General features: G+C 42.5%; 14 protein-coding genes and 1 pseudogene. 13 read left to right on the plus strand and 2 right to left on the minus strand.

Features of this window, described 5'->3' with window-relative positions; genetic code table 11:
* Nucleotides 1-145 precede the first annotated feature (145 nt).
* The 5 genes from ACT17O_RS01900 (at nucleotide 146) to ACT17O_RS01920 (ending at nucleotide 6,336) form a co-directional block, all read left to right on the plus strand.
* The gene (locus ACT17O_RS01900) at nucleotides 146-904 is read left to right on the plus strand and encodes an isoprenyl transferase (RefSeq protein WP_000466707.1); all 759 of its coding nucleotides are present in this window, start codon (nucleotides 146-148) and stop codon (nucleotides 902-904) included.
* 8 nt (nucleotides 905-912) lie between these two features.
* Nucleotides 913-1,716 carry a phosphatidate cytidylyltransferase gene (locus ACT17O_RS01905; protein WP_044021446.1) on the plus strand — a complete coding sequence of 268 codons (804 nt, stop codon included), beginning with the start codon at nucleotides 913-915 and terminating at the stop codon, nucleotides 1,714-1,716.
* A gap of 15 nt (nucleotides 1,717-1,731) precedes the next feature.
* A complete protein-coding gene (gene rseP / locus ACT17O_RS01910; RefSeq protein ID WP_444817611.1) occupies nucleotides 1,732-2,988 on the plus strand; it encodes an RIP metalloprotease RseP in 1,257 nt (418 codons plus the stop codon).
* 16 nt (nucleotides 2,989-3,004) lie between these two features.
* Nucleotides 3,005-4,858, plus strand: coding sequence for a proline--tRNA ligase (locus ACT17O_RS01915; protein ID WP_444817612.1), 1,854 nt, complete (start codon nucleotides 3,005-3,007; stop codon nucleotides 4,856-4,858).
* 98 nt (nucleotides 4,859-4,956) lie between these two features.
* A complete protein-coding gene (locus ACT17O_RS01920; protein ID WP_444817613.1) occupies nucleotides 4,957-6,336 on the plus strand; it encodes a glycoside hydrolase family 1 protein in 1,380 nt (459 codons plus the stop codon).
* A gap of 38 nt (nucleotides 6,337-6,374) precedes the next feature.
* Here ACT17O_RS01920 and ACT17O_RS01925 read toward each other — a convergent pair whose 3' ends face one another.
* On the minus strand, nucleotides 6,375-6,788 hold the full coding sequence (locus ACT17O_RS01925) for an EamA family transporter (RefSeq protein ID WP_444817614.1): 414 nt from the start codon (nucleotides 6,786-6,788) through the stop codon (nucleotides 6,375-6,377).
* A gap of 215 nt (nucleotides 6,789-7,003) precedes the next feature.
* Here ACT17O_RS01925 and glmS point away from each other — a divergent pair, with 215 nt between their 5' ends.
* From glmS to ACT17O_RS01960, 7 genes are all read left to right on the plus strand, one after another.
* A complete protein-coding gene (glmS, locus tag ACT17O_RS01930; protein WP_444817615.1) occupies nucleotides 7,004-8,812 on the plus strand; it encodes a glutamine--fructose-6-phosphate transaminase (isomerizing) in 1,809 nt (602 codons plus the stop codon).
* Nucleotides 8,813-8,912: 100 nt separating this feature from the next.
* Nucleotides 8,913-9,446, plus strand: coding sequence for a hypothetical protein (locus tag ACT17O_RS01935; RefSeq protein WP_444817616.1), 534 nt, complete (start codon nucleotides 8,913-8,915; stop codon nucleotides 9,444-9,446).
* 110 nt (nucleotides 9,447-9,556) lie between these two features.
* Complete coding sequence (locus tag ACT17O_RS01940) at nucleotides 9,557-10,609, plus strand: LLM class flavin-dependent oxidoreductase (RefSeq protein WP_444817617.1); 1,053 nt, start codon at nucleotides 9,557-9,559, stop codon at nucleotides 10,607-10,609.
* A gap of 226 nt (nucleotides 10,610-10,835) precedes the next feature.
* The gene (locus tag ACT17O_RS01945; RefSeq protein ID WP_444817618.1) at nucleotides 10,836-11,981 is read left to right on the plus strand and encodes an amidohydrolase; all 1,146 of its coding nucleotides are present in this window, start codon (nucleotides 10,836-10,838) and stop codon (nucleotides 11,979-11,981) included.
* Complete coding sequence (locus ACT17O_RS01950) at nucleotides 11,982-13,016, plus strand: methionine ABC transporter ATP-binding protein (RefSeq protein ID WP_444817619.1); 1,035 nt, start codon at nucleotides 11,982-11,984, stop codon at nucleotides 13,014-13,016.
* Nucleotides 12,991-13,650: a methionine ABC transporter permease gene (locus ACT17O_RS01955; RefSeq protein WP_444817620.1), complete on the plus strand. Its 660-nt coding sequence runs from the start codon at nucleotides 12,991-12,993 to the stop codon at nucleotides 13,648-13,650. The genes ACT17O_RS01950 and ACT17O_RS01955 overlap by 26 nt, the downstream gene beginning before the upstream one ends.
* Nucleotides 13,651-13,667: 17 nt before the next feature.
* Nucleotides 13,668-14,501, plus strand: a complete 834-nt coding sequence (locus ACT17O_RS01960) for a MetQ/NlpA family ABC transporter substrate-binding protein (protein ID WP_444817621.1) — start codon at nucleotides 13,668-13,670, stop codon at nucleotides 14,499-14,501.
* Between the two features lie 203 nt (nucleotides 14,502-14,704).
* On the opposite strand, the pseudogene ACT17O_RS01965 reads toward ACT17O_RS01960, so the two are convergent.
* A pseudogene (locus ACT17O_RS01965) lies at nucleotides 14,705-17,593 on the minus strand (pullulanase); the annotation flags it as partial.
* Between the two features lie 468 nt (nucleotides 17,594-18,061).
* Here ACT17O_RS01965 and rpoB point away from each other — a divergent pair.
* The gene (gene rpoB / locus ACT17O_RS01970) at nucleotides 18,062-21,670 is read left to right on the plus strand and encodes a DNA-directed RNA polymerase subunit beta (RefSeq protein ID WP_212575635.1); all 3,609 of its coding nucleotides are present in this window, start codon (nucleotides 18,062-18,064) and stop codon (nucleotides 21,668-21,670) included.

The following is a 21,670-nucleotide window of genomic DNA, read 5'->3' on the forward strand; positions in this document are numbered from 1 at the left end:
TTTCATAATAATCTCCCTATAAAACTAAGTCGCCCAATCAGGCGGCTTATTTTTTGTCTTTACGGAGAGCTAATAACTTAGCAATAGAAGAAAATAGGGAAATATGGTATAATGAAACGATAGATTTTTGAATAGGAATAAGAACATGTTTGGATTTTTTAAGAAAGATAAAGCTGTAGAAGTCGAGGTTCCAACACAGGTTCCTGCTCATATTGGCATCATCATGGATGGGAATGGCCGCTGGGCTAAAAAACGGATGCAACCACGGGTTTTTGGTCATAAGGCGGGGATGGAAGCCCTCCAAAAAGTGACCAAGGCAGCGAACAAGATGGGAGTTAAGGTCATCACGGTTTATGCCTTTTCAACGGAAAATTGGACGCGTCCAGATCAAGAAGTCAAGTTTATCATGAACTTGCCAGTCGAATTTTATGATAACTACGTCCCTGAATTGCACGCAAATAACGTTAAGATTCAGATGATTGGGGAGACAGACCGTCTGCCTAAGCCGACTTTTGAAGCTTTGAAAAAAGCAGAGGAATTGACCCAGAACAATACGGGCTTGATTCTCAATTTTGCGCTTAACTATGGTGGCCGTGCTGAAATTACGCAGGCTCTTAAGGGCTTGGCTCAAGATGTTCTAGATGCTAAAATCAACCCTGGTGACATCACAGAAGATATGATTGGGGACTATCTTTTTACGCAACACCTGCCAAAGGATTTGCGGGATCCGGACTTGATTATCCGCACGAGTGGTGAGTTGCGTTTGAGTAATTTCTTGCCATGGCAAGCAGCCTATAGCGAGCTTTATTTTACGGATACCTTGTGGCCTGATTTTGATGAAGCCGCCTTGCAGGAAGCTATTGCTGCTTTTAACCATCGCAATCGCCGTTTTGGAGGAGTTTAGGAGAAGATATGACCAAGGATTTACAAAAGAGAACATTGTTTGCGGTATTGGCCCTGGCAATTTTCCTTCCAGTCTTGTTTGCGGGAGGGCTCTTGTTGCAGATAGGGATTGGCTTGTTAGCGATGCTAGGCGTCCATGAACTCTTGCACATGAAGGGGTTAAAGACCATGACCATCGAGGGTGCCTTGACCCTCTTTGCGACCTTTGCTCTCACAATCCCCTTAGAAAATTACCTAACTTTTTTGCCAGTTGATGGGAATGTGGTTGCCTACAGCGTTTTAATTATGATTATGCTAGGGACCACCGTTTTCAGTAAAAGCTATACGATTGAAGATGCCGCTTTTCCAATTGCTGTGAGCTTTTATGTTGGTTTTGGCTTTAATGCCTTACTAGATGCTCGGGTGGCAGGTTTTGACAAGGTACTTTTGGCCCTTTTTATCGTTTGGGCGACAGATAGCGCAGCCTACCTGACAGGGATGAATTTTGGTAAACATAAGTTGGCGCCGAGAGTTTCTCCTAATAAGAGTATTGAGGGCTTTGTCGGTGGTATTCTAGGTGCGGTACTGATAACAGTGATTTTCATGTTAGTGGACAGCACAGTTGCTCTTCCTTATGGGATTTATAGAATGAGTCTCTTTGCAGCCTTTTTCAGTGTGGCAGGTCAGTTTGGTGACTTGATTGAGAGTGCTACGAAACGCCATTTCGGTGTTAAGGATTCTGGAAAATTTATCCCTGGACATGGCGGTGTGTTGGATCGCTTTGACAGCATGCTGATTGTGTTTCCAATGATGCACTTATTTGGCCTGTTTTAAAGAAAGGAATATTGAATGATTGGATTGCTAACCTTTATCCTCGTTTTTGGGATTATTGTGGTGGTGCATGAGTTTGGACATTTTTATTTTGCCAAGAAATCGGGCATTCTAGTTCGTGAATTTGCCATTGGTATGGGGCCCAAGATTTTTTCCCATATCGGTAAGGATGGCACTGCTTATACCATTCGAATCCTTCCTCTAGGAGGCTATGTTCGTATGGCAGGCTGGGGTGATGATGCGACAGAAATCAAGACAGGAACTCCGGTCAGTTTAACACTTGCTGATGATGGTAAGGTCAAACGGATCAACCTCTCAGGGAAGAAACTGGATCAAACGTCTCTTCCTATGCAGGTAACTCAGTTTGACTTTGAAGACAAGCTCTTTATCAAGGGTTTGGTCCTGGAAGAAGAAAAGATTTTTGCAGTAGATCACGATGCAACGGTTGTTGAAGAAGACGGAACCGAAGTGCGCATTGCTCCTCTGGATGTACAGTATCAAAATGCTTCTATCTGGGGTAAGCTCATCACCAACTTTGCAGGTCCCATGAATAACTTTATCTTAGGTGTTGTTGTTTTTTGGATCTTGATCTTTTTGCAGGGCGGTGTTAGAGATACTCAGACCAATCTCTTTCATGTCATGCCAGAGGGAGCTTTGGCTAAGGTAGGCGTAGCTGAGACCGCTCAAATTACCAAGGTCGGCTCGCATGAGGTTAAGAATTGGCAAGACTTGACCCAGGCTGTGGAAGCAGATACCAAGGACAAGACCGCTCCGACCTTGGATGTGACCATTTCTGAAAATGGTAGTGAAAAGCAAGTTACTGTGACGCCAGAAGAAAATCAAGGACGTTACATTCTCGGGGTTCAACCAGGGGTCAAGTCAGACTTTCTATCCATGTTTGTTGGTGGATTTACAACTGCTGCCGACTCAGGACTTCGTATCCTTTCGGCTCTGAAAAACTTGATTTTCCATCCAGATTTGAACAAACTCGGCGGTCCCGTTGCCATTTTTAAGGCAAGTAGCGATGCTGCTAAAAATGGTCTTGAGAATGTCCTCTACTTCCTAGCTATGATTTCCATTAATATCGGAATTTTTAATTTGATTCCGATTCCGGCTTTGGATGGTGGAAAGATTGTGCTCAATATCCTAGAGGCTATCCGCCGGAAACCCCTTAAACAAGAAATTGAAACCTATGTTACCATGGCTGGTGTAGTTATCATGGTTGTCTTGATGCTAGCTGTGACCTGGAATGACATTATGCGACTCTTCTTTTAGATAATCGAGGAATATTATGAAACAAAGTAAAATGCTAATCCCAACGCTTCGCGAAATGCCAAGCGATGCTCAAGTTATCAGCCACGCCCTTATGTTGCGTGCTGGTTATGTTCGTCAAGTTTCTGCCGGTGTTTATTCTTACCTACCACTCGCTAACCGTGTGATTGAAAAGGCTAAGAATATCATGCGCCAAGAGTTTGATAAGATTGGTGCGGTGGAGATGTTGGCTCCTGCCCTTCTCAGTGCTGATCTTTGGCGTGAATCAGGCCGTTATGAAACCTATGGTGAAGACCTTTATAAACTGAAAAACCGTGAAAAGTCAGACTTTATCCTAGGTCCAACTCACGAAGAAACTTTTACAGCTATTGTTCGTGATTCTGTCAAGTCTTACAAGCAATTGCCACTCAACCTTTACCAAATCCAACCGAAATACCGTGATGAAAAACGTCCACGTAACGGACTTCTCCGTACGCGTGAATTTATCATGAAGGACGGCTATAGTTTCCATGCTAATTACGATAGTTTGGATGTGACTTATGACGAGTACAAAGCGGCCTATGAACGAATTTTCACTCGTAGTGGCTTGGACTTCAAGGCTATCATCGGTGATGGTGGCGCCATGGGTGGTAAGGATAGCCAAGAATTTATGGCCATCACACCAGCCCGTACAGACCTTGACCGCTGGGTTGTCTTGGACAAATCTGTTGCCTCATTTGATGAGATTCCTGCAGAAGTGCAAGAAGAAATCAAGGCAGAATTGCTCAAATGGATGGTTTCTGGTGAAGACACTATTGCCTACTCAAGTGAGTCTAGCTATGCAGCTAACTTAGAAATGGCAACAAACGAGTACAAACCAAGTAACCGTGTCGTTGCGGAAGAAGAAGTGACTCGCGTCGAAACTCCAGGTGTTAAATCCATCGATGAAGTCGCAGCCTTCCTAAATGTCCCAGAAGAACAAACGATTAAAACCCTCTTCTACATGGCAGATGGTGAGCTTGTTGCAGCCCTTCTAGTTGGAAATGACCAACTCAATGAAGTCAAGTTGAAAAACCACTTGGGTGCAGATTTCTTTGATGTTGCGAGCGAGGAAGAAGTAGCAAATGTTATCTCAGCTGGCTTTGGTTCGCTTGGCCCAGTTGCTTTGCCAGAAAATGTGAAAATCATTGCAGACCGTAAGGTACAAGATGTTCGCAATGCTGTTGTGGGGGCTAACGAAGATGGCTACCACTTGACGGGTGTGAACCCAGGTCGTGATTTCACTGCAGAATACGTGGATATCCGCGAAGTTCGTGAGGGTGAAATTTCACCAGACGGACAAGGTGTTCTTAACTTTGCCCGTGGTATTGAGATCGGCCATATTTTCAAACTCGGAACTCGCTACTCAGCAAGCATGGGTGCAGATGTTTTGGATGAAAATGGTCGTGCTGTGCCAATCATCATGGGATGTTACGGTATCGGTGTTAGCCGTCTTCTCTCAGCAGTTATGGAACAACACGCTCGCCTCTTTGTCAACAAAACGCCTAAAGGGGAATACCGCTATGCTTGGGGAGTTAACTTCCCTAAAGAATTGGCACCATTTGATGTGCACCTGATCACTGTCAACGTCAAAGACGAAGAAGCACAAGCCTTGACAGATAAACTTGAAGCTAACTTGATGGATGCTGGTTACGAAGTCTTGACAGACGACCGTAACGAACGTGTCGGAGTGAAGTTTAGCGATAGCGACTTGATTGGGTTGCCAATCCGTATTACTGTTGGGAAGAAAGCAGCTGACGGTATTGTAGAAGTTAAGATCAAGGCGACTGGTGACACTATCGAAGTTCATGCAGACAACTTGCTTGAAACCCTTGAAATCCTAAGCAAGAAATAAAAACTATAATCAGAAGAAAAACAAGGCAAAAATGTAACTAGTTTTTACCTTGTTTTTTCTATATAATGGGGAAAATGAGTAAATGAAGAGGTAAAGCTATGCTAAAATTTCCAAAGGATTTTGTCTGGGGTTCCTCTACTTCTGGACCGCAGACAGAAGGTCGTGTATCTGGTGACGGCAAGGGAGACAATCTCTGGGATTATTGGTTCCAAGTAGAACCAAACCGCTACTACAATGGAATTGGACCTGCTAAAACATCGACCTTCTATGAGAACTGGGAAAAGGATATTGAGCTTTTGGTAGAGACTGGGCATACAGCCTTCCGAACTTCTATCCAGTGGTCTCGTATTTTCCCACAGGGCCGTGGAGAGGTCAATCCGCAAGGGGTGACTTTCTACCGTCAGGTTTTTGAAGCTAGTAAGGCCAAAGGGATTCGTCTCTTAGTCAATCTCTATCACTTCGACCTGCCATTTGCCCTCCAAGAAGACGGCGATGGTTGGGAAAATAAGGCAACTGTCAAGGCTTATGAAGACTATGCTCGTTTTTGTTTTGAGACTTACGGTGACTTGGTAGACCAATGGATTACCTTTAACGAGCCCATCGTTCCCGTAGAGTTTGGCTATTTTTACGATGCCCACTATCCTCACAAGGTAGATGCCAAAGCAGCAGTTAAGGTTGCCTATCATACGCAACTGGCTAGTAGTCTTGCGGTTAAGGCTTGTCATGAGATTTTGCCTGATTCCAAGATTGGGATTGTCCTCAACTTGACACCAGCCTATCCACGTAGCCAGCATCCTGCGGATGTCAAGGCTGCGCGCATTGCCGATCTCTTCCAAGCTCAATCTTTCCTAGATCCATCTGTTTTAGGAGCTTATCCAGAAGAATTAGTGGAAATTTTAGCTGAGCATGATTTGCTACCAGAGTACACTGTTGAAGAGTTAGAACTCATTCGCGAGAATACAGTTGATTTCCTTGGAGTCAATTACTACCAACCTTTGCGCGTTATGGCGCCGCGTTTTGCTAAACATCCAGACAGTCCCCTCTTGCCAGAACATTTCTATGAGCCTTATATCATGCCGGGCCGTAAAATCAATCCTCACCGCGGTTGGGAAATTTACGAGCAGGGGATTTATGATATCGCTCAAAATATCAAGGAAAATTATGCTAATATTGAGTGGATGCTGACCGAAAACGGCATGGGTGTTGAAGGTGAGGATAAATTCCGTGTGAATGGCATGATTCAGGACGACTATCGTATCGACTTTGTCAAAGGACATCTGCGTGAACTTCACCGTGCCATTGAAGACGGAGCCAATTGTAAGGGTTACTTAATCTGGACCTTTATTGATTGCTGGTCATGGCTCAATAGCTATAAAAACCGCTATGGTTTGGTTGAGCTTGACTTGGAAACGCAGGAACGTCGCCTGAAGAAATCAGGGCACTGGTTCAAGGAACTCAGCGACCATAATGGATTTTAAGAATAAAAAGAGTGAGATGGCGTTCATCTCACTTTTTATTACAATACCATCACCAAGGTCCCGATCGTAATCAGGATACAGCCAATAATTGTTTTAAACGTCAGGATATCTTGTAGGAAGAAAAAGGCTAGAACGAGGGTAATGACGAGACTGAATTTATCGACAGCAGATACCTCAGTCGCATTGCCCATCTGTAGTGCCTTGTAGTAGCAGAGCCAGGAGGCGCCAGTGGCCAAGCCAGATAAGATGAGAAAGAGCCAACTTTTTCTACTGATGTTGACAATTTCGGTCTGACTATTGGTCAAGAAAACCATGGCCCAGGCCATAAGAATGACGACGACTGTACGAATAGCGGTTGCTAGATTGGATGGAACTCCTTCAATCCCAATCTTGGCTAAAATTGACGTTAAGGCTGCAAAGATAGCTGATAAAAGTGCGAAGAAAAACCACATGGCAAATACCTCCTCCCCTTATTATAAGTAATTGATGCTGACTTGTCAGGTATCAAGTGAAATCTTGATAAAATACCAGATAGAAAAACTATACCAATTTTTATTCTTGACAAGTGAGAAAAACAAGTATATACTGTTTTTGCTGATTCTGTAAAAGGGAAATCAGACTATACCAATTTAAGGAGAAAGCACAGCTGGTCTGTGTCGTATATACTATGTGTGGAATTGTTGGTGTTGTTGGAAACACAAATGCAACTGATATTTTGATTCAAGGGCTTGAAAAGCTCGAATACCGTGGCTATGATTCTGCGGGGATTTTTGTCCTAGGTGGTGCTGAAAATCACTTAGTCAAGGCTGTAGGCCGTATCGCAGAATTGTCTGCCAAGACAGCTGGTGTTGAGGGAACGACTGGTATTGGACATACGCGTTGGGCGACTCACGGAAAACCAACTGAGGACAATGCTCACCCACACCGCTCTGAGACAGGACGTTTTGTCTTGGTGCACAATGGGGTGATTGAAAACTACCTCGAAATCAAGGAAGAATACCTTACCGGTCACCACTTCAAGGGGCAAACAGATACGGAAATCGCTGTTCACTTGATTGGAAAATTTGCAGAAGAATATGGTTTGTCAGTTCTTGAAGCCTTCAAAAAAGCCCTTCACATTATTCGTGGTTCTTATGCCTTTGCCTTGATTGACTCTGAAAATCCAGATGTCATCTATGTCGCTAAGAACAAATCTCCACTTTTGATTGGTCTTGGAGAAGGTTATAATATGGTCTGCTCAGATGCTATGGCTATGATTCGTGAGACCAACCAATACATGGAAATTCATGACCAAGAGTTGGTAATCGTCAAGGCTGATAGCGTCGAAGTTCAAGACTATGATGGTAACAGTCGTGAGCGTGCTAGCTACACTGCTGAGCTCGACTTGTCAGATATCGGTAAGGGGACTTATCCTTACTACATGCTCAAGGAAATCGACGAGCAACCAACGGTTATGCGTAAACTCATCCAAGCCTACACGGATGAGGCAGGTCAAGTTGTCGTAGATCCAGCTATCATCAAGGCTGTTCAAGATGCAGACCGCATCTATATCCTTGCAGCTGGAACATCGTACCACGCAGGATTTGCTTCTAAGAAGATGTTGGAAGAATTGACAGATACACCTGTTGAACTTGGAATTTCATCTGAGTGGGGCTATGGTATGCCACTTCTCAGCAAAAAACCACTCTTCATCTTTATCAGCCAGTCTGGTGAAACAGCTGACAGCCGTCAGGTTTTGGTTAAGGCCAATGAAATGGGCATTCCAAGCTTGACAGTGACAAACGTTCCAGGCTCAACTCTTTCTCGTGAAGCCAACCATACTATGCTTCTTCACGCGGGTCCTGAAATTGCTGTGGCATCAACCAAGGCCTACACAGCGCAAATCGCAGCTCTTGCCTTCCTAGCAAAAGCAGTCGGAGAAGCAAACGGCAATGCCAAAGCGCAAGCCTTTGACCTGGTTCATGAATTGTCAATCGTAGCTCAGTCTATCGAATCAACTCTTTCAGAAAAAGAAACGATCGATGCTAAGGTTCGTGACCTTCTTGAAACAACTCGCAACGCCTTTTACATCGGACGTGGTCAAGACTACTATGTAGCAATGGAAGCTAGTCTCAAACTCAAAGAGATTTCTTACATCCAATGTGAAGGTTTTGCGGCAGGAGAACTCAAGCATGGGACCATTGCCTTGATTGAAGAGGGGACACCTGTCTTGGCCCTCTTGTCAGATCCAGTACTTGCCAACCACACTCGTGGAAATATCCAAGAGGTCGCAGCCCGTGGTGCCAAGGTTCTCACTATCGCAGAAGAAAATGTTGCTAAAGACACAGATGATATCGTCCTTACGACCGTACACCCTTACCTCTCGCCAATCTCAATGGTCGTACCAACGCAATTGGTCGCTTACTTTGCAACTCTACACCGTGGACTCGATGTGGACAAACCACGTAACCTTGCCAAGTCAGTAACAGTAGAATAAGCAAAGAAAGTCTAGTTCATCTAGACTTTTTTGCTCTCTCTTGGTATACTTGAGTGAGGAGTGTTTTTGCTCGCCTTTAATTTTTTATAAGGAGAAGAAAATGAAGAAGAAAAAAAGTATTATTGCTATGCTGGTTGGTATCGTCTTGTCTAGTTCTTTCTTGATACGTACGATCTTGATCCATCAGGCGAGACAAGCGAAAAAGCAAAACCTGGAACGGATTGCTGCGGTGCAAGAGACGGTTCAGTCTCAAGATCAAAAGAAAGCTGAAGAGCAGAAAGAACACTTTAAAAAGGCATTTGAAGGTATAGATAGAACTTCCATTCAAATGAAAGACTACGATAGCCACACAAAGATTAATGCGGACTACAGTTTTGGTACCAAGGATGGAGTACACTACCTAGTAGAATTAAAAACAGGGAATAAAGTAGCTCTGGAAGGTGTGGACAAGGCCTTTCCATTGTCTGTCAAAAATGAGGACACAAATAGTACGGAGCTTGCCCTGGTTGTCCGTAAAGACCAAGCCTGGTACATGATTGATACAAAGGGTGAGACGATTTACACTTTTGAACAAACAGAATTGACAGAAAACTCGAAGTTAACTCTGAAAGACAATAAACTACAGGTAGAATAAGCTAAGAAAGTCTAGTTCATCTAGACTTTTTCTAATGAGCAAATGTATTGAAAATAAAACTAATTAGTGATATAATGCCCTAAAACTAAAAGAGATAGCGAGGAAACAGGATGATAGAATTAGGGATTTCAACATTTGGTGAAACAACAGCTCTAGAAGCGACTGGACAGATTTACAGTCATGATGAACGTATTCGTCAGTTGGTGGCAGAGATAGAGCTGGCTGATAAGGTTGGTTTGGATGTGTACGGGATTGGGGAGCACCATCGAGAGGATTTTGCGGTATCAGCGCCAGAGATTGTTCTTGCAGCTGGTACTGTTAATACCAAGAAGATTCGTTTGACTAGTGCAGTCAGCATTCTCTCGAGTATGGATCCAATTCGCTTGTTCCAACAATATGCCACCATCGATGCCTTGTCAAATGGACGTGCAGAGATTATGGCTGGGCGTGGTTCATTCACCGAGTCCTTCCCACTGTTTGGCTATGACTTGAAAGACTACGAAGCCCTTTTTGATGAAAAGTTAGATCTGCTTCAGTTGGCAAATGAAAACACCAAAGTGAACTGGCAGGGGCAATTGACCCAAAGCATTGCTGGAAAAGATGTTTATCCTCGTCCAGTTCAGGACAAATTGCCATTGTGGGTGGCGACAGGTGGTCATGTCGAATCAACAGTGAAGATTGCTCAGGCGGGGTTGCCGATTGTCTATGCCATTATCGGTGGCAATCCGCGTTATTTTAAAAAGTTGATTCAAGCTTATCGTGAGATTGGTAGGGAAGCCGGTCATACGGATAAAGACCTGAAAGTGGGCGCTCATTCTTGGGGCTGGATTGCTGAAGATGGCGAGCAGGCGGTAAAAGATTATTTCCGTCCGACCAAGCAAGTGGTGGATGCGATTTCCAAGGACCGTCCACACTGGCAGGAGTTGACCTATGAGCAATATTTGGAGCAAGTTGGTCCAAATGGAGCCATGTTTGTGGGAAATCCAGACCAGGTGGCAGAAAAATTGATTCGCATGATTGAGGATTTAGACTTGGACCGTTTCATGCTCCATCTACCGCTTGGTTCTATGCCACATAATCAAGTTTTGAGAGCTATTGAACTCTTCGGCACACAAGTGGCGCCGAAAATACGTGCTTACTTTGCTATGAAAGAGGAGTTATAAAAAAATTCAATCGGCTTGATAGAAAATCTATATCAACTCCTTTTTGAAAAATAGATGAAAATAAAGTGAATCTTTGAAAGGCTAGTAACATCAAGCTTTTTAGGGATTTTTTTCTTTATAGATATAAAAATTTCCAATCGAGTTGATAGTCAATATATATTGGGAAAAGGGGAAAAGGAGTGGTAAGATGGTTTCATTCCAGATGGAAGGAATGGAGGAGATTAAAATGAGTATTAGTCAATCTCATTTAGAAGAAGAATTTAAATGGTTTCATAGTCACCCTGAATTGTCATTCGAAGAATTCGAGACAACGAAACGAGTAAGACAGTTATTAGAAAAAACTGGCATTGAGATTCTAGATTTACCCTTAAGAACGGGCCTAGTAGCAATTATTAGAGGTAATAAGAGTGGGCCAACAATTGCCATCAGAACAGATATTGATGCCCTTCCTATCCAAGAAAACACATCTCTAGACTATCGTTCCACCCATTCAAATGTGATGCATGCATGTGGTCATGATTTTCATCTAACTTCTGTATATGGAGCAACACTCCAGTTGCATGCGCTAAGAAAAGACTTAAAAGGTACTATAAAAATTATTTTTCAACCAGCTGAGGAAATTTTTTCAGGAGCTGTTCATGTGATGGAAGCGGGCGTTTTGGATGATGTCGATGCTATATTTGGTTTACATGTCAATCCCTCTTTGCCTGTAGGAACTGTTGCTATTAAAGCAGGTAGTGTTACAGCAGCCGTGGATCGTTTTCAAATCACTCTACGAGGAGTGGGAACTCATGCAGCTCACCCGGATCAGGGAATTGATCCCATCATTGGGACAACCCAATTAGTGACAGCTCTACAGTCAATCATCAGTAGAAATGTCAATCCTTTTTCAACAAACTTAATTAGTGTAACTCATATAAAAGCTGGAGCAACTTGGAATGTGATACCAGAAGATACTTTTGTTGAAGGGACTGTAAGGACTTTAGATATGGTGAATAGGCAATTTATTAAAAAGAGGATTTATGAACTAACAGAAAATATTGCACAAGCCTTTAATCTAAAATCGGAGATTAATTGGATTGCAGGACCTCCGGCAACCAAGAATGACGGAAAATTAGCTGAGTTTGCCACAGAAATTGCTCAAAAAAGTGGATTGGAAGTTGTCCAGCCAGCAGATAGTTTAGGTGGAGAGGATTTTGCCTTCTATCAACAAAAGATTAAAGGAATGTTTATTCTGGTAGGAACAGGCGAATCTTATCCTTTACATCATCCAGAGTTTCAAGTGAATCCAGGAGCTCTTCTTGCCACTTCGAACTTGCTAGCAAGAATTGGGAAAGAATATTTAGAGAAACTTGTTGAGAAAGGGGAGTAAATGATCGAATTAAGAGACGTTACGAAACAGTTTCAAACCAAACAGCACACGGTTACTGCCTTAGATAAAGTTTCCCTAAAAATTGAAAAGGGTGATATCTTTGGAATTATTGGTTATTCAGGTGCTGGGAAGTCGACATTGCTAAGAATGGTAAATGGATTAGAGAAGCCGAATGAGGGCGATGTTATTGTCGCAGGTAAGTTAATCAAAGATTTGACAGAAAATGAACTCAATCAACTTCGGAAAAAAATTGGAATGGTATTTCAACAGTTTAGTTTGTTAGAAACAAGAACAGTATTTCAAAATATTGCACTTCCTTTGGTATTGTTAAGAAAGAATAAGAGTGATATCGCTCAAAGAGTAGAAAAACTACTTGATTTTGTGGACTTAAAGGATAAAAAGGATGTTCCAGTAAATAAATTGTCAGGAGGACAAAAACAACGTGTAGGTATCGCTAGGGCTTTAGCCACAAATCCAGAGATTCTACTCTGTGATGAGGCGACAAGCGCTTTAGATCCCAAAACAACACAATCTATCTTGAAATTATTAAAAAAAATCAATCAAAACTTTGGGATTACGATCTTGTTGATTACTCATGAAATGGAAGTTGTAAAGGAAATTTGCAATAAAATGGCTGTCATGGAACATGGGGAAATTGTAGAACAAGGTAGTGTTGTAGATTTGTTTACTTCTCCAAAGAATGACTTGACAAGAAGTTTTATTCATACCATTGTGAATCACAATATTCCACGAAGTATTTTAAAAAGACTTGATCAACGATATCCTATCTATAGATTGACTTTTTTAGGTGAGAATTCAGAACAGGATCTTCTATCAAGAATCAATAAAGAATATAAGGTTTCGACTCGGATTTTATCTGCTTCTGTAAATGAAGTAGGGGAAACTGTTTTAGGAATTTTGTTTATCCAAATTGAAGGAGAAGAAAATTTACTCAAAGAGGTTGAGGAGTACGTTCGTAAAAATCAAGTTTCAATAGAGAGGGTTGAGTATGGTGAAGGATTGGTTACAAATTAGTAGTGATAAATTAGCTGAATCAGCGAATCAGACCATATATATGATTGGTTGGTCCTTATTTTTTGGAATGTTACTGGCGATTCCCTTGGGATTAGCAATGACTTTATGCAGAAAAGGTGGCCTAAAGGAAAATTTAGTTGTATTTCGGATTATCAATGGTATTGTAAATATCGTTCGTTCAGTTCCATTTGTTATTCTATTGGTGTTTATAGCACCAATAACAAAAATTGTTGTGGGGACTCGGATTGGAACTACTGCAGCTATTGTTCCCTTGGTTTTGTATATTGCACCCTACTTAGCTCGCTTAATAGAGGCTTCTTTATTGGAAGTGAAATCTAGTGTATTGGAGGCAGCTCAGGCAATGGGAGCCAGTACATTGCAGATTATCTGGCATTTTCTATTACCAGAGGCAAAAGCTTCGCTTATTTTAGCTTTGACAACAGGAACAATAGGTTTGCTTGGCGCGACGGCTATGGCAGGTACGATTGGAGGAGGGGGAGTTGGAGATTTGGCCTTAACTTACGGTTACCAACGCTTTAATACACCCCTGATGTTTGCTACTGTCGTGATTTTAATTGTGATTGTTCAATTGATTCAAGCAATTGGAAATTATTTATCTCATAAATTTAGATAGAAGGAAAGAAAAAATCAATGAAAAAACTAACAAGTGTGATTCTATTTTTAGTAGGACTACTTTTTTTAGTAGCCTGTTCAACAAATGGTGGAAGTACAGAATCTGCAAAAGAACAATCCTCTGATAAGAAAGTTATCAAGTATGGGAAGGCTGCAGGTCCTTATACAGTTTTATTTGAAGATGCTATTATTCCCATCTTAGAAAAGGAAGGGTATCAATTTAAGGTAGTGGAATTTTCAGACTTACTACAGAATGATACAGCTCTAAATGAAGGTGAGATTGATGTCAATGTTGAACAACATACTGCTTATATGGAAAATTTCAATAAAACGCAAAATGGAGATCTTGTTGCTATTAGTAAAATTCCAACAATTCCAGCAGGTATTTTCTCATCTAAGAATAAAGATTTAAAAGCTATCGCTAAAGGAGCAAAAATTGCCATTCCAAGCGATGCTTCAAATACAGCTCGTGCTTACAAGTTACTTGAAAAAGCAGGTTTGCTAAAACTAGATCCAAATGCATCTGTTTCGAAATTGACGAAAGACGACATTGTTGAAAATCCTTATCAACTTGAGATTACGGAAATGGATTCAGCTAATATCCCTAGATCTTTGGATGACTTTGATTTCGCAGTTATAACAGGAAGTATTGTTTACAGTGCAGGAATTGATGCTTCAACAGCTCTGTTGCAAGAGGATATCTTGGAACATTTGATTTTACAAGTGGTCGTTAAAGAGAAAAATAAAGATAGTGACTGGGCAAAGGCAATCAGAGATGCTTACCATTCAAAAGAATTTAAAGACTATTTAGAAAAAAATAATAAGGGCTTGTGGTTTGTACCGAATGATTGATTTTATAGATAAAAAATAAAAACAACACCCCATGACTAGAAGATTCTTCTGACCATGGGGTGTTTTCTCTATAGGAGGGCTAGTTTATACTCTTTGAAAATCTCTTTAAACCAGGTCAGCTTCGCCTTATCTACAAGCTCAAAGCTGTGCTTTGAGTAGCCTGCGATTAGCTTCCTAGTTTACTCTTTGATTTTCATTGAGTATTATTTCTTTTTCTTGTTCTTTATCAACCATCCAAGTCCGAGAAGGGCAAGGATGCTAAATCCAGCAAGGGCAAGAAGGGATTTGTTCTCAGTACCTGTGTTTGGAAGGAATTTCTGAGAAAGAGTCTCTGTAACAGTTTCTTGAGATTCAGGATTGGCTGCTAGGTTTTGAGCTCGGCCTTGTTCTGGTTCAACGTCCAGGCTAGAAAGATTAAATTCTGGTTTTTCTTCCGCAGCTGGAGCGACAATGGCACCACCTTGAGACAAGCGGAGAACAACGGCAGTGAGAGCGTTCAATTTCAAGCCTTTTTCAGTCCATTCGAGACCTTGAGGGTTGGTAATTCCTACGGGACCTGCTTGGTTTTCATCAGCCAAGACTTCGGCCTTTCTCAAGTGAGCAAAGGCAGTTCCCAAGTTGAATTCGCGAGCCTTACTATCCGCATTGACAAAGACAGCGTAGATATCTCCATTTGGAGCTGTGATTTGGTAGCCGATGACCACGTCTTCTTTTTCAACGCCATTTTGTCCTGGGACAGTAATGAGGTGGACGCGCTCCTTGATATCTTGCAGACTCTTGAGTCGGAAGGCATCTGTAGATTGACGAAGAGCGATCAGACCTTTCATGTAGTCACGGCTCTTGACATTTTCAGGATATGCTTTGCTATCTGTAGCTTTGGTCCAATCAAACTTGTTGACAGCATCACTAGAGTCGTAAGAGTCATGGATAAAGTAAGGATAGACAAATGGCTTGCCGTCCTTGTCACGCAATAAGTGAGACTTGTTTGGAACCTTATCTTCAGGAACAGGAGTCTTATAGGCTGGATCAAGGAATTGTTTGGTACGTCCGTATTCCTGACCAGAGTGGATAAACGGAGTTCCTTGAGCAGTCAAGACCATGAGGTTTCCAAGTCGCAAACGACGATGAATCTCAGCGTAGTTTTCAGCCTTGCTAGGGTCTTTTTTGATAGACTGGGCAATGATGTCAAAGAGGGTCAAGTTATCATGGGCTGCGATATACTGGATAACATCTCCAGGATTGTCAGCCTCAAAGTTAGTTGGTTGGGCAATGAGATTTTTAAAGATGGTATTGATATCGCGTTTGCCACCTGTGATAAAGGCAGGTTGGCCTTCGTTTGGATAACCAGACTTGAGGTTGTTACGGATATCATCTGAAAAGACAGCGACAGTATCGGTATGTTTCATCCAATCTTGGTCAGCAGGCTTGGTAGGCATGTTTTCGTCACCAGCATAGGTTCTCCAACCTTCACCTAACATGATGAGGTTTGGATTGAGGGCGCGTGCAGCCTTATAAGCTTCTTCGATAGAAGCTGCATCGTGGTCTCCCATCATATCGAAACGGAAACCATCCACTTTGTAGGTATCAACCAGATACTTGATTGAGTCTACCAAGACACGTTTAGACATGTAGTGGGTTGTTCCTAGACGACCACCACCAAAGCTAGTACGTGGAGAACCATCAGCATCCATGAAGTGGTAGTAGTTTGGCTCAAGGTCTTCAAAGATATCGACATTAGCAGTATGGTTGTATACTACGTCCAAGATAGCTCCCATGCCACGTTTATGGATCTCGTTGATGAGGTTTTTGAATTCTGCGATACGTTTTTCTGGATTCTTAGGATCGCTTGAGTACATACCAGTCAAGGAGAAGTAGTTTTGAGGGTCATAACCCCAGTTGTAGTTGCTGTTGCTTGAAGCGTAGGCAGACAAACGTTCATGGTTTTTCAATTCATTGACAAAGTAGTAGGACAAGACAGGAAGGAGTTGGATATGAGTCACACCCAAGTCTTTGAGATAGTCTAGTTTTTCGATAAAGGCTTCAAAGGTACCAAATGGCTTGGTCAAGTCTTTTGCGATGGCAGGATCCGAGGTGAAGTCACGAACATGGGCTTCATAGATGACAGCATCTTCGCGCGATTTGAAATTGCGAATCTTACCGTAGGTCAAATCTTGTGGGCCTAGTTTAGATGGGTCCACAAAGGCAGCTTTAGCGATCTTATGAGCGGCATCTGTTTTTGCTAGGTCACTATTCCAAGCCGCTAATGATTTGGCATAAGGGTCAAGAACGAGGACAGTTTTACCTTGGCGCTCGATTTGGTAGTGGTAGTAGTAGCCAGTGTAGTTGCTGATACCGAGACCAGAGTTTGCATCCAGAGTTTGCTTCCAGGTTCCTTTTTCTCCTTTTTCAAGGGCGACAGTTCCAACTACTTTTTCAGGGTCTTTCTTGTCATAGACAACAACGGAAACCTTATCAGCACTTGGAGACCAGAGGGTGAGGTCAACACGCTTGCCATCTTCTTTTAGAGTTGCGCCGAGTGGACCATCGTAACTGTAGGACTCATCCTTGAGGCGCCATCTTGAACGTGTGGTAAAGCGGTCTGAATTGTAGCTGACAGTGTAAGGGTGTTGAGTGTCAGAGAAGTCGCCGATGTAGGTCACTTTTTTACCTGCCTCATCCACTTCCACGTCTGTGATAGCTACTTTATTCCCTTGGTGGTCAGTGATGTTAGAATGTTTGAGGATATCTTCTTTCTTGGCACCAACTAGGGTAGAAAAACTGCTTTCGATACGAGACTTAGCGACATGTTGAGCACCAGTCATGCGAATATCGTGAACATAATATGGGTTGGTGTAGATGGTTTCGTCATCATCTTTGAGGAAAATCTGACTGTGATTTTTCAAATCTGTGAATTTATAGTCTTCTTTTCTGATTTTCACATCATCTCCCTTTTTGCTTTCGTCTAGTAATAAAAATCCAAATTCTCTTGCAGCTTCATTGAGTGGGATATCAATGTAACGGCCATATTTTCCAGTTTGCGTGATGCCCTGACCTAGTTCTTCAAGGAACGGATACCATAAATCATTTTTTTCTCAGTTTGAGATGGGATCTTTTTCATCACAATTCTCCTTTTGTAGTTGTTCCCTAACAGTATAGCACGAGGTAAACATTAGTGCAAGCGTTTTCCTAACTTTTAAGAGAAAATAGAATGCTTCATTTTCTTGAAATTTTAAAATAATATATAGGAAAAGATTGTTTAAAAAACAGTAAAAAAACCTTGAAAAATCTAGCTAAATAAGGTATAATATGAATAATCATTTGTCGTAGGTTTTGTCTGAAATATTGTCCAGACAAGGCTCACAGCAGTTAAATCTTCTGAAAAAGTCAGATTTAGCTGCTCTTTTTGTGCTTTTTTTCAGGTTTTTGAGTGCTTGTAACAAAGATTTAAAGATTCTGAAAATTCGTCAAAGGGACACGGTGATAGGGGTTTTTAAAACCATATGACGATTAGAAAAGCCTGATTGACAAGGCTTGGAATTTATTTACAAAGGAGAATCATCTTGGCAGGACATGACGTTCAATACGGGAAACATCGTACCCGTCGTAGTTTTTCAAGAATCAAAGAAGTTCTTGACTTACCAAATTTGATTGAAATTCAAACGGATTCATTCAAAGATTTCCTAGATCACGGTCTTAAGGAAGTATTTGAAGATGTATTGCCAATTTCAAACTTCACAGACACAATGGAGTTGGAATTTGTTGGCTATGAAATCAAGGAACCAAAATACACGCTCGAAGAAGCACGTATCCACGATGCTAGCTACTCAGCACCAATTTTTGTGACCTTCCGCTTGATCAATAAAGAAACAGGCGAAATCAAGACCCAAGAAGTCTTCTTTGGTGATTTCCCAATCATGACCGAAATGGGTACTTTCATCATCAATGGTGGTGAACGTATTATCGTTTCTCAGTTGGTCCGCTCACCAGGTGTTTACTTTAATGACAAAGTAGACAAGAACGGTAAAGTGGGCTACGGTTCTACTGTTATCCCTAACCGTGGAGCTTGGTTGGAACTTGAAAGCGACTCAAAAGACATCGCTTATACTCGTATCGACCGTACTCGTAAGATTCCATTTACGACCTTGGTTCGTGCGCTTGGTTTCTCAGGTGATGATGAAATCTTTGATATCTTTGGTGATAGCGAATTGGTTCGCAACACCGTTGAAAAAGATATCCACAAGAATCCAATGGACTCTCGTACAGACGAAGCTTTGAAAGAAATTTATGAACGCCTTCGTCCAGGTGAGCCTAAGACTGCTGAAAGCTCACGTAGCTTGCTTGTAGCTCGTTTCTTTGACCCACGTCGCTATGACTTGGCGGCAGTTGGTCGTTACAAGATCAATAAAAAACTCAATGTTAAAACACGCTTGCTCAACCAAACCATTGCGGAGCCATTGGTAGACCCTGAAACTGGTGAAATCTTGGTAGAAGCTGGTACCGTTATGACTCGTAGCGTGATTGAAAGCATCGAGAGTCACTTGGATGGCGACTTGAACAAGATCGTTTATATTCCAAACGATGCAGCTGTTCTGACAGAACCAGTTGTCCTTCAAAAATTCAAGGTTGTTGCCCCAACGGACCCAGACCGTGTTGTAACCATCATCGGAAATGCCAATCCAGACGACAAGGTTCGTGTTGTAACTCCTGCGGATATCCTTGCAGAGATGAGCTACTTCCTAAACTTGGCAGAAGGTATCGGACGTGTGGATGATATCGACCACCTTGGAAACCGTCGTATCCGTGCAGTTGGTGAATTGCTTGCCAACCAAGTACGTCTTGGACTTTCTCGTATGGAACGTAATGTCCGTGAACGCATGTCTGTTCAGGACAATGAAGTTTTAACACCACAACAAATTATCAATATCCGTCCTGTAACAGCTGCGGTTAAAGAATTCTTTGGTTCATCACAGTTGTCACAGTTCATGGACCAACACAACCCGCTTTCTGAGTTGTCTCACAAACGTCGTTTGTCAGCCTTAGGACCTGGTGGTTTGACACGTGACCGTGCCGGATATGAAGTACGTGACGTGCACTACACTCACTATGGCCGTATGTGTCCAATCGAGACACCTGAAGGACCTAACATCGGTTTGATCAATAACTTGTCATCTTACGGACACTTGAATAAGTATGGATTTGTTCAAACTCCATACCGTAAGGTTGACCGTGAAACAGGTGTAGTCACAAACGAAATCGTTTGGTTGACAGCCGATGAAGAAGATGAATTTACTGTAGCGCAGGCCAACTCTCGCCTCAACGAAGACGGTACTTTTGCTGAGAAAGTTGTCATGGGACGTCACCAAGGGGTCAACCAAGAGTATCCAGCAGAAGTCGTTGATTACATGGACGTGTCACCAAAACAGGTAGTTGCCGTTGCGACAGCATGTATTCCTTTCTTGGAAAACGATGACTCCAACCGTGCCCTTATGGGTGCCAACATGCAACGTCAGGCTGTGCCTTTGATTGATCCAAAAGCACCTTACGTTGGTACTGGTATGGAATACCAAGCAGCTCATGATTCTGGAGCGGCTGTTATTGCTCAGTATGATGGTAAAGTTACATACGCAGATGCTGACAAGGTAGAAGTACGCCGTGAAGATGGTTCATTGGACGTTTACCACATCCAAAAATTCCGTCGTTCAAACTCAGGTACTGCCTATAACCAACGTACACTTGTTAAAGTTGGTGATGTCGTTGAAAAAGGCGACTTTATCGCTGACGGACCTTCTATGGAAAAAGGGGAAATGGCGCTTGGACAAAACCCAATCGTTGCCTACATGACATGGGAAGGTTACAACTTCGAGGATGCCGTTATCATGAGCGAACGCTTGGTCAAAGACGATGTCTACACATCTGTCCACCTCGAAGAATATGAATCAGAAACCCGCGATACAAAGCTTGGGCCTGAAGAAATTACTCGTGAAATTCCAAACGTTGGTGAAGATGCTCTTAAAGACCTTGACGAAATGGGTATTATCCGTATCGGTGCTGAGGTTAAAGAAGGCGATATCCTTGTAGGTAAAGTCACACCTAAGGGTGAGAAAGACCTTTCAGCTGAAGAACGTCTCTTGCACGCTATCTTCGGAGATAAGTCTCGTGAAGTGCGTGACACTTCTCTTCGTGTACCTCACGGTGCCGATGGTGTCGTTCGTGATGTTAAGATCTTTACACGTGCAAATGGAGATGAGTTGCAATCAGGTGTTAACATGCTGGTTCGCGTCTACATCGCTCAAAAACGTAAGATCAAGGTCGGAGATAAGATGGCCGGACGTCACGGAAACAAAGGGGTTGTCTCTCGTATCGTTCCTGTAGAAGACATGCCTTACCTTCCAGACGGAACTCCAGTCGATATCATGTTGAACCCACTTGGGGTGCCATCACGTATGAATATCGGTCAGGTTATGGAGCTCCACCTTGGTATGGCAGCCCGTACTCTTGGTATCCACATCGCAACACCAGTCTTTGACGGAGCAAGTTCTGAAGACCTTTGGGATACTGTTAAAGAAGCAGGTATGGATAGCGATGCTAAGACAATCCTTTACGATGGGCGTACAGGTGAGCCGTTTGACAACCGTGTATCAGTTGGTGTCATGTACATGATCAAACTCCACCACATGGTTGATGATAAATTGCACGCGCGTTCAGTCGGACCATACTCAACCGTCACCCAACAACCACTCGGAGGTAAAGCTCAGTTTGGTGGACAACGTTTCGGTGAGATGGAAGTTTGGGCTCTTGAAGCCTACGGTGCGTCAAATGTTCTCCAAGAAATCTTGACATACAAGTCTGACGATATCAACGGACGTTTGAAAGCTTATGAAGCTATTACAAAAGGAAAACCAATTCCAAAACCAGGTGTTCCAGAATCCTTCCGAGTTCTTGTAAAAGAATTGCAATCTCTTGGTCTTGACATGCGTGTCCTTGACGAAGATGACCAAGAAGTGGAACTTCGCGACTTGGATGAAGGAATGGACGAAGATGTCATCCACGTAGATGACCTTGAAAAAGCCCGCGAAAAAGCAGCCCAAGAGGCTAAAGCAGCCTTTGAAGCAGAAGAAGCTGAGAAAGCAACAAAAGCGGAAGCAACAGAAGAAGCTGCTGAAGAATAA

The sequence above is a fragment of the Streptococcus sp. HJ1 genome (assembly GCF_052399005.1).
Taxonomy (GTDB): Bacteria; Bacillota; Bacilli; order Lactobacillales; family Streptococcaceae; genus Streptococcus.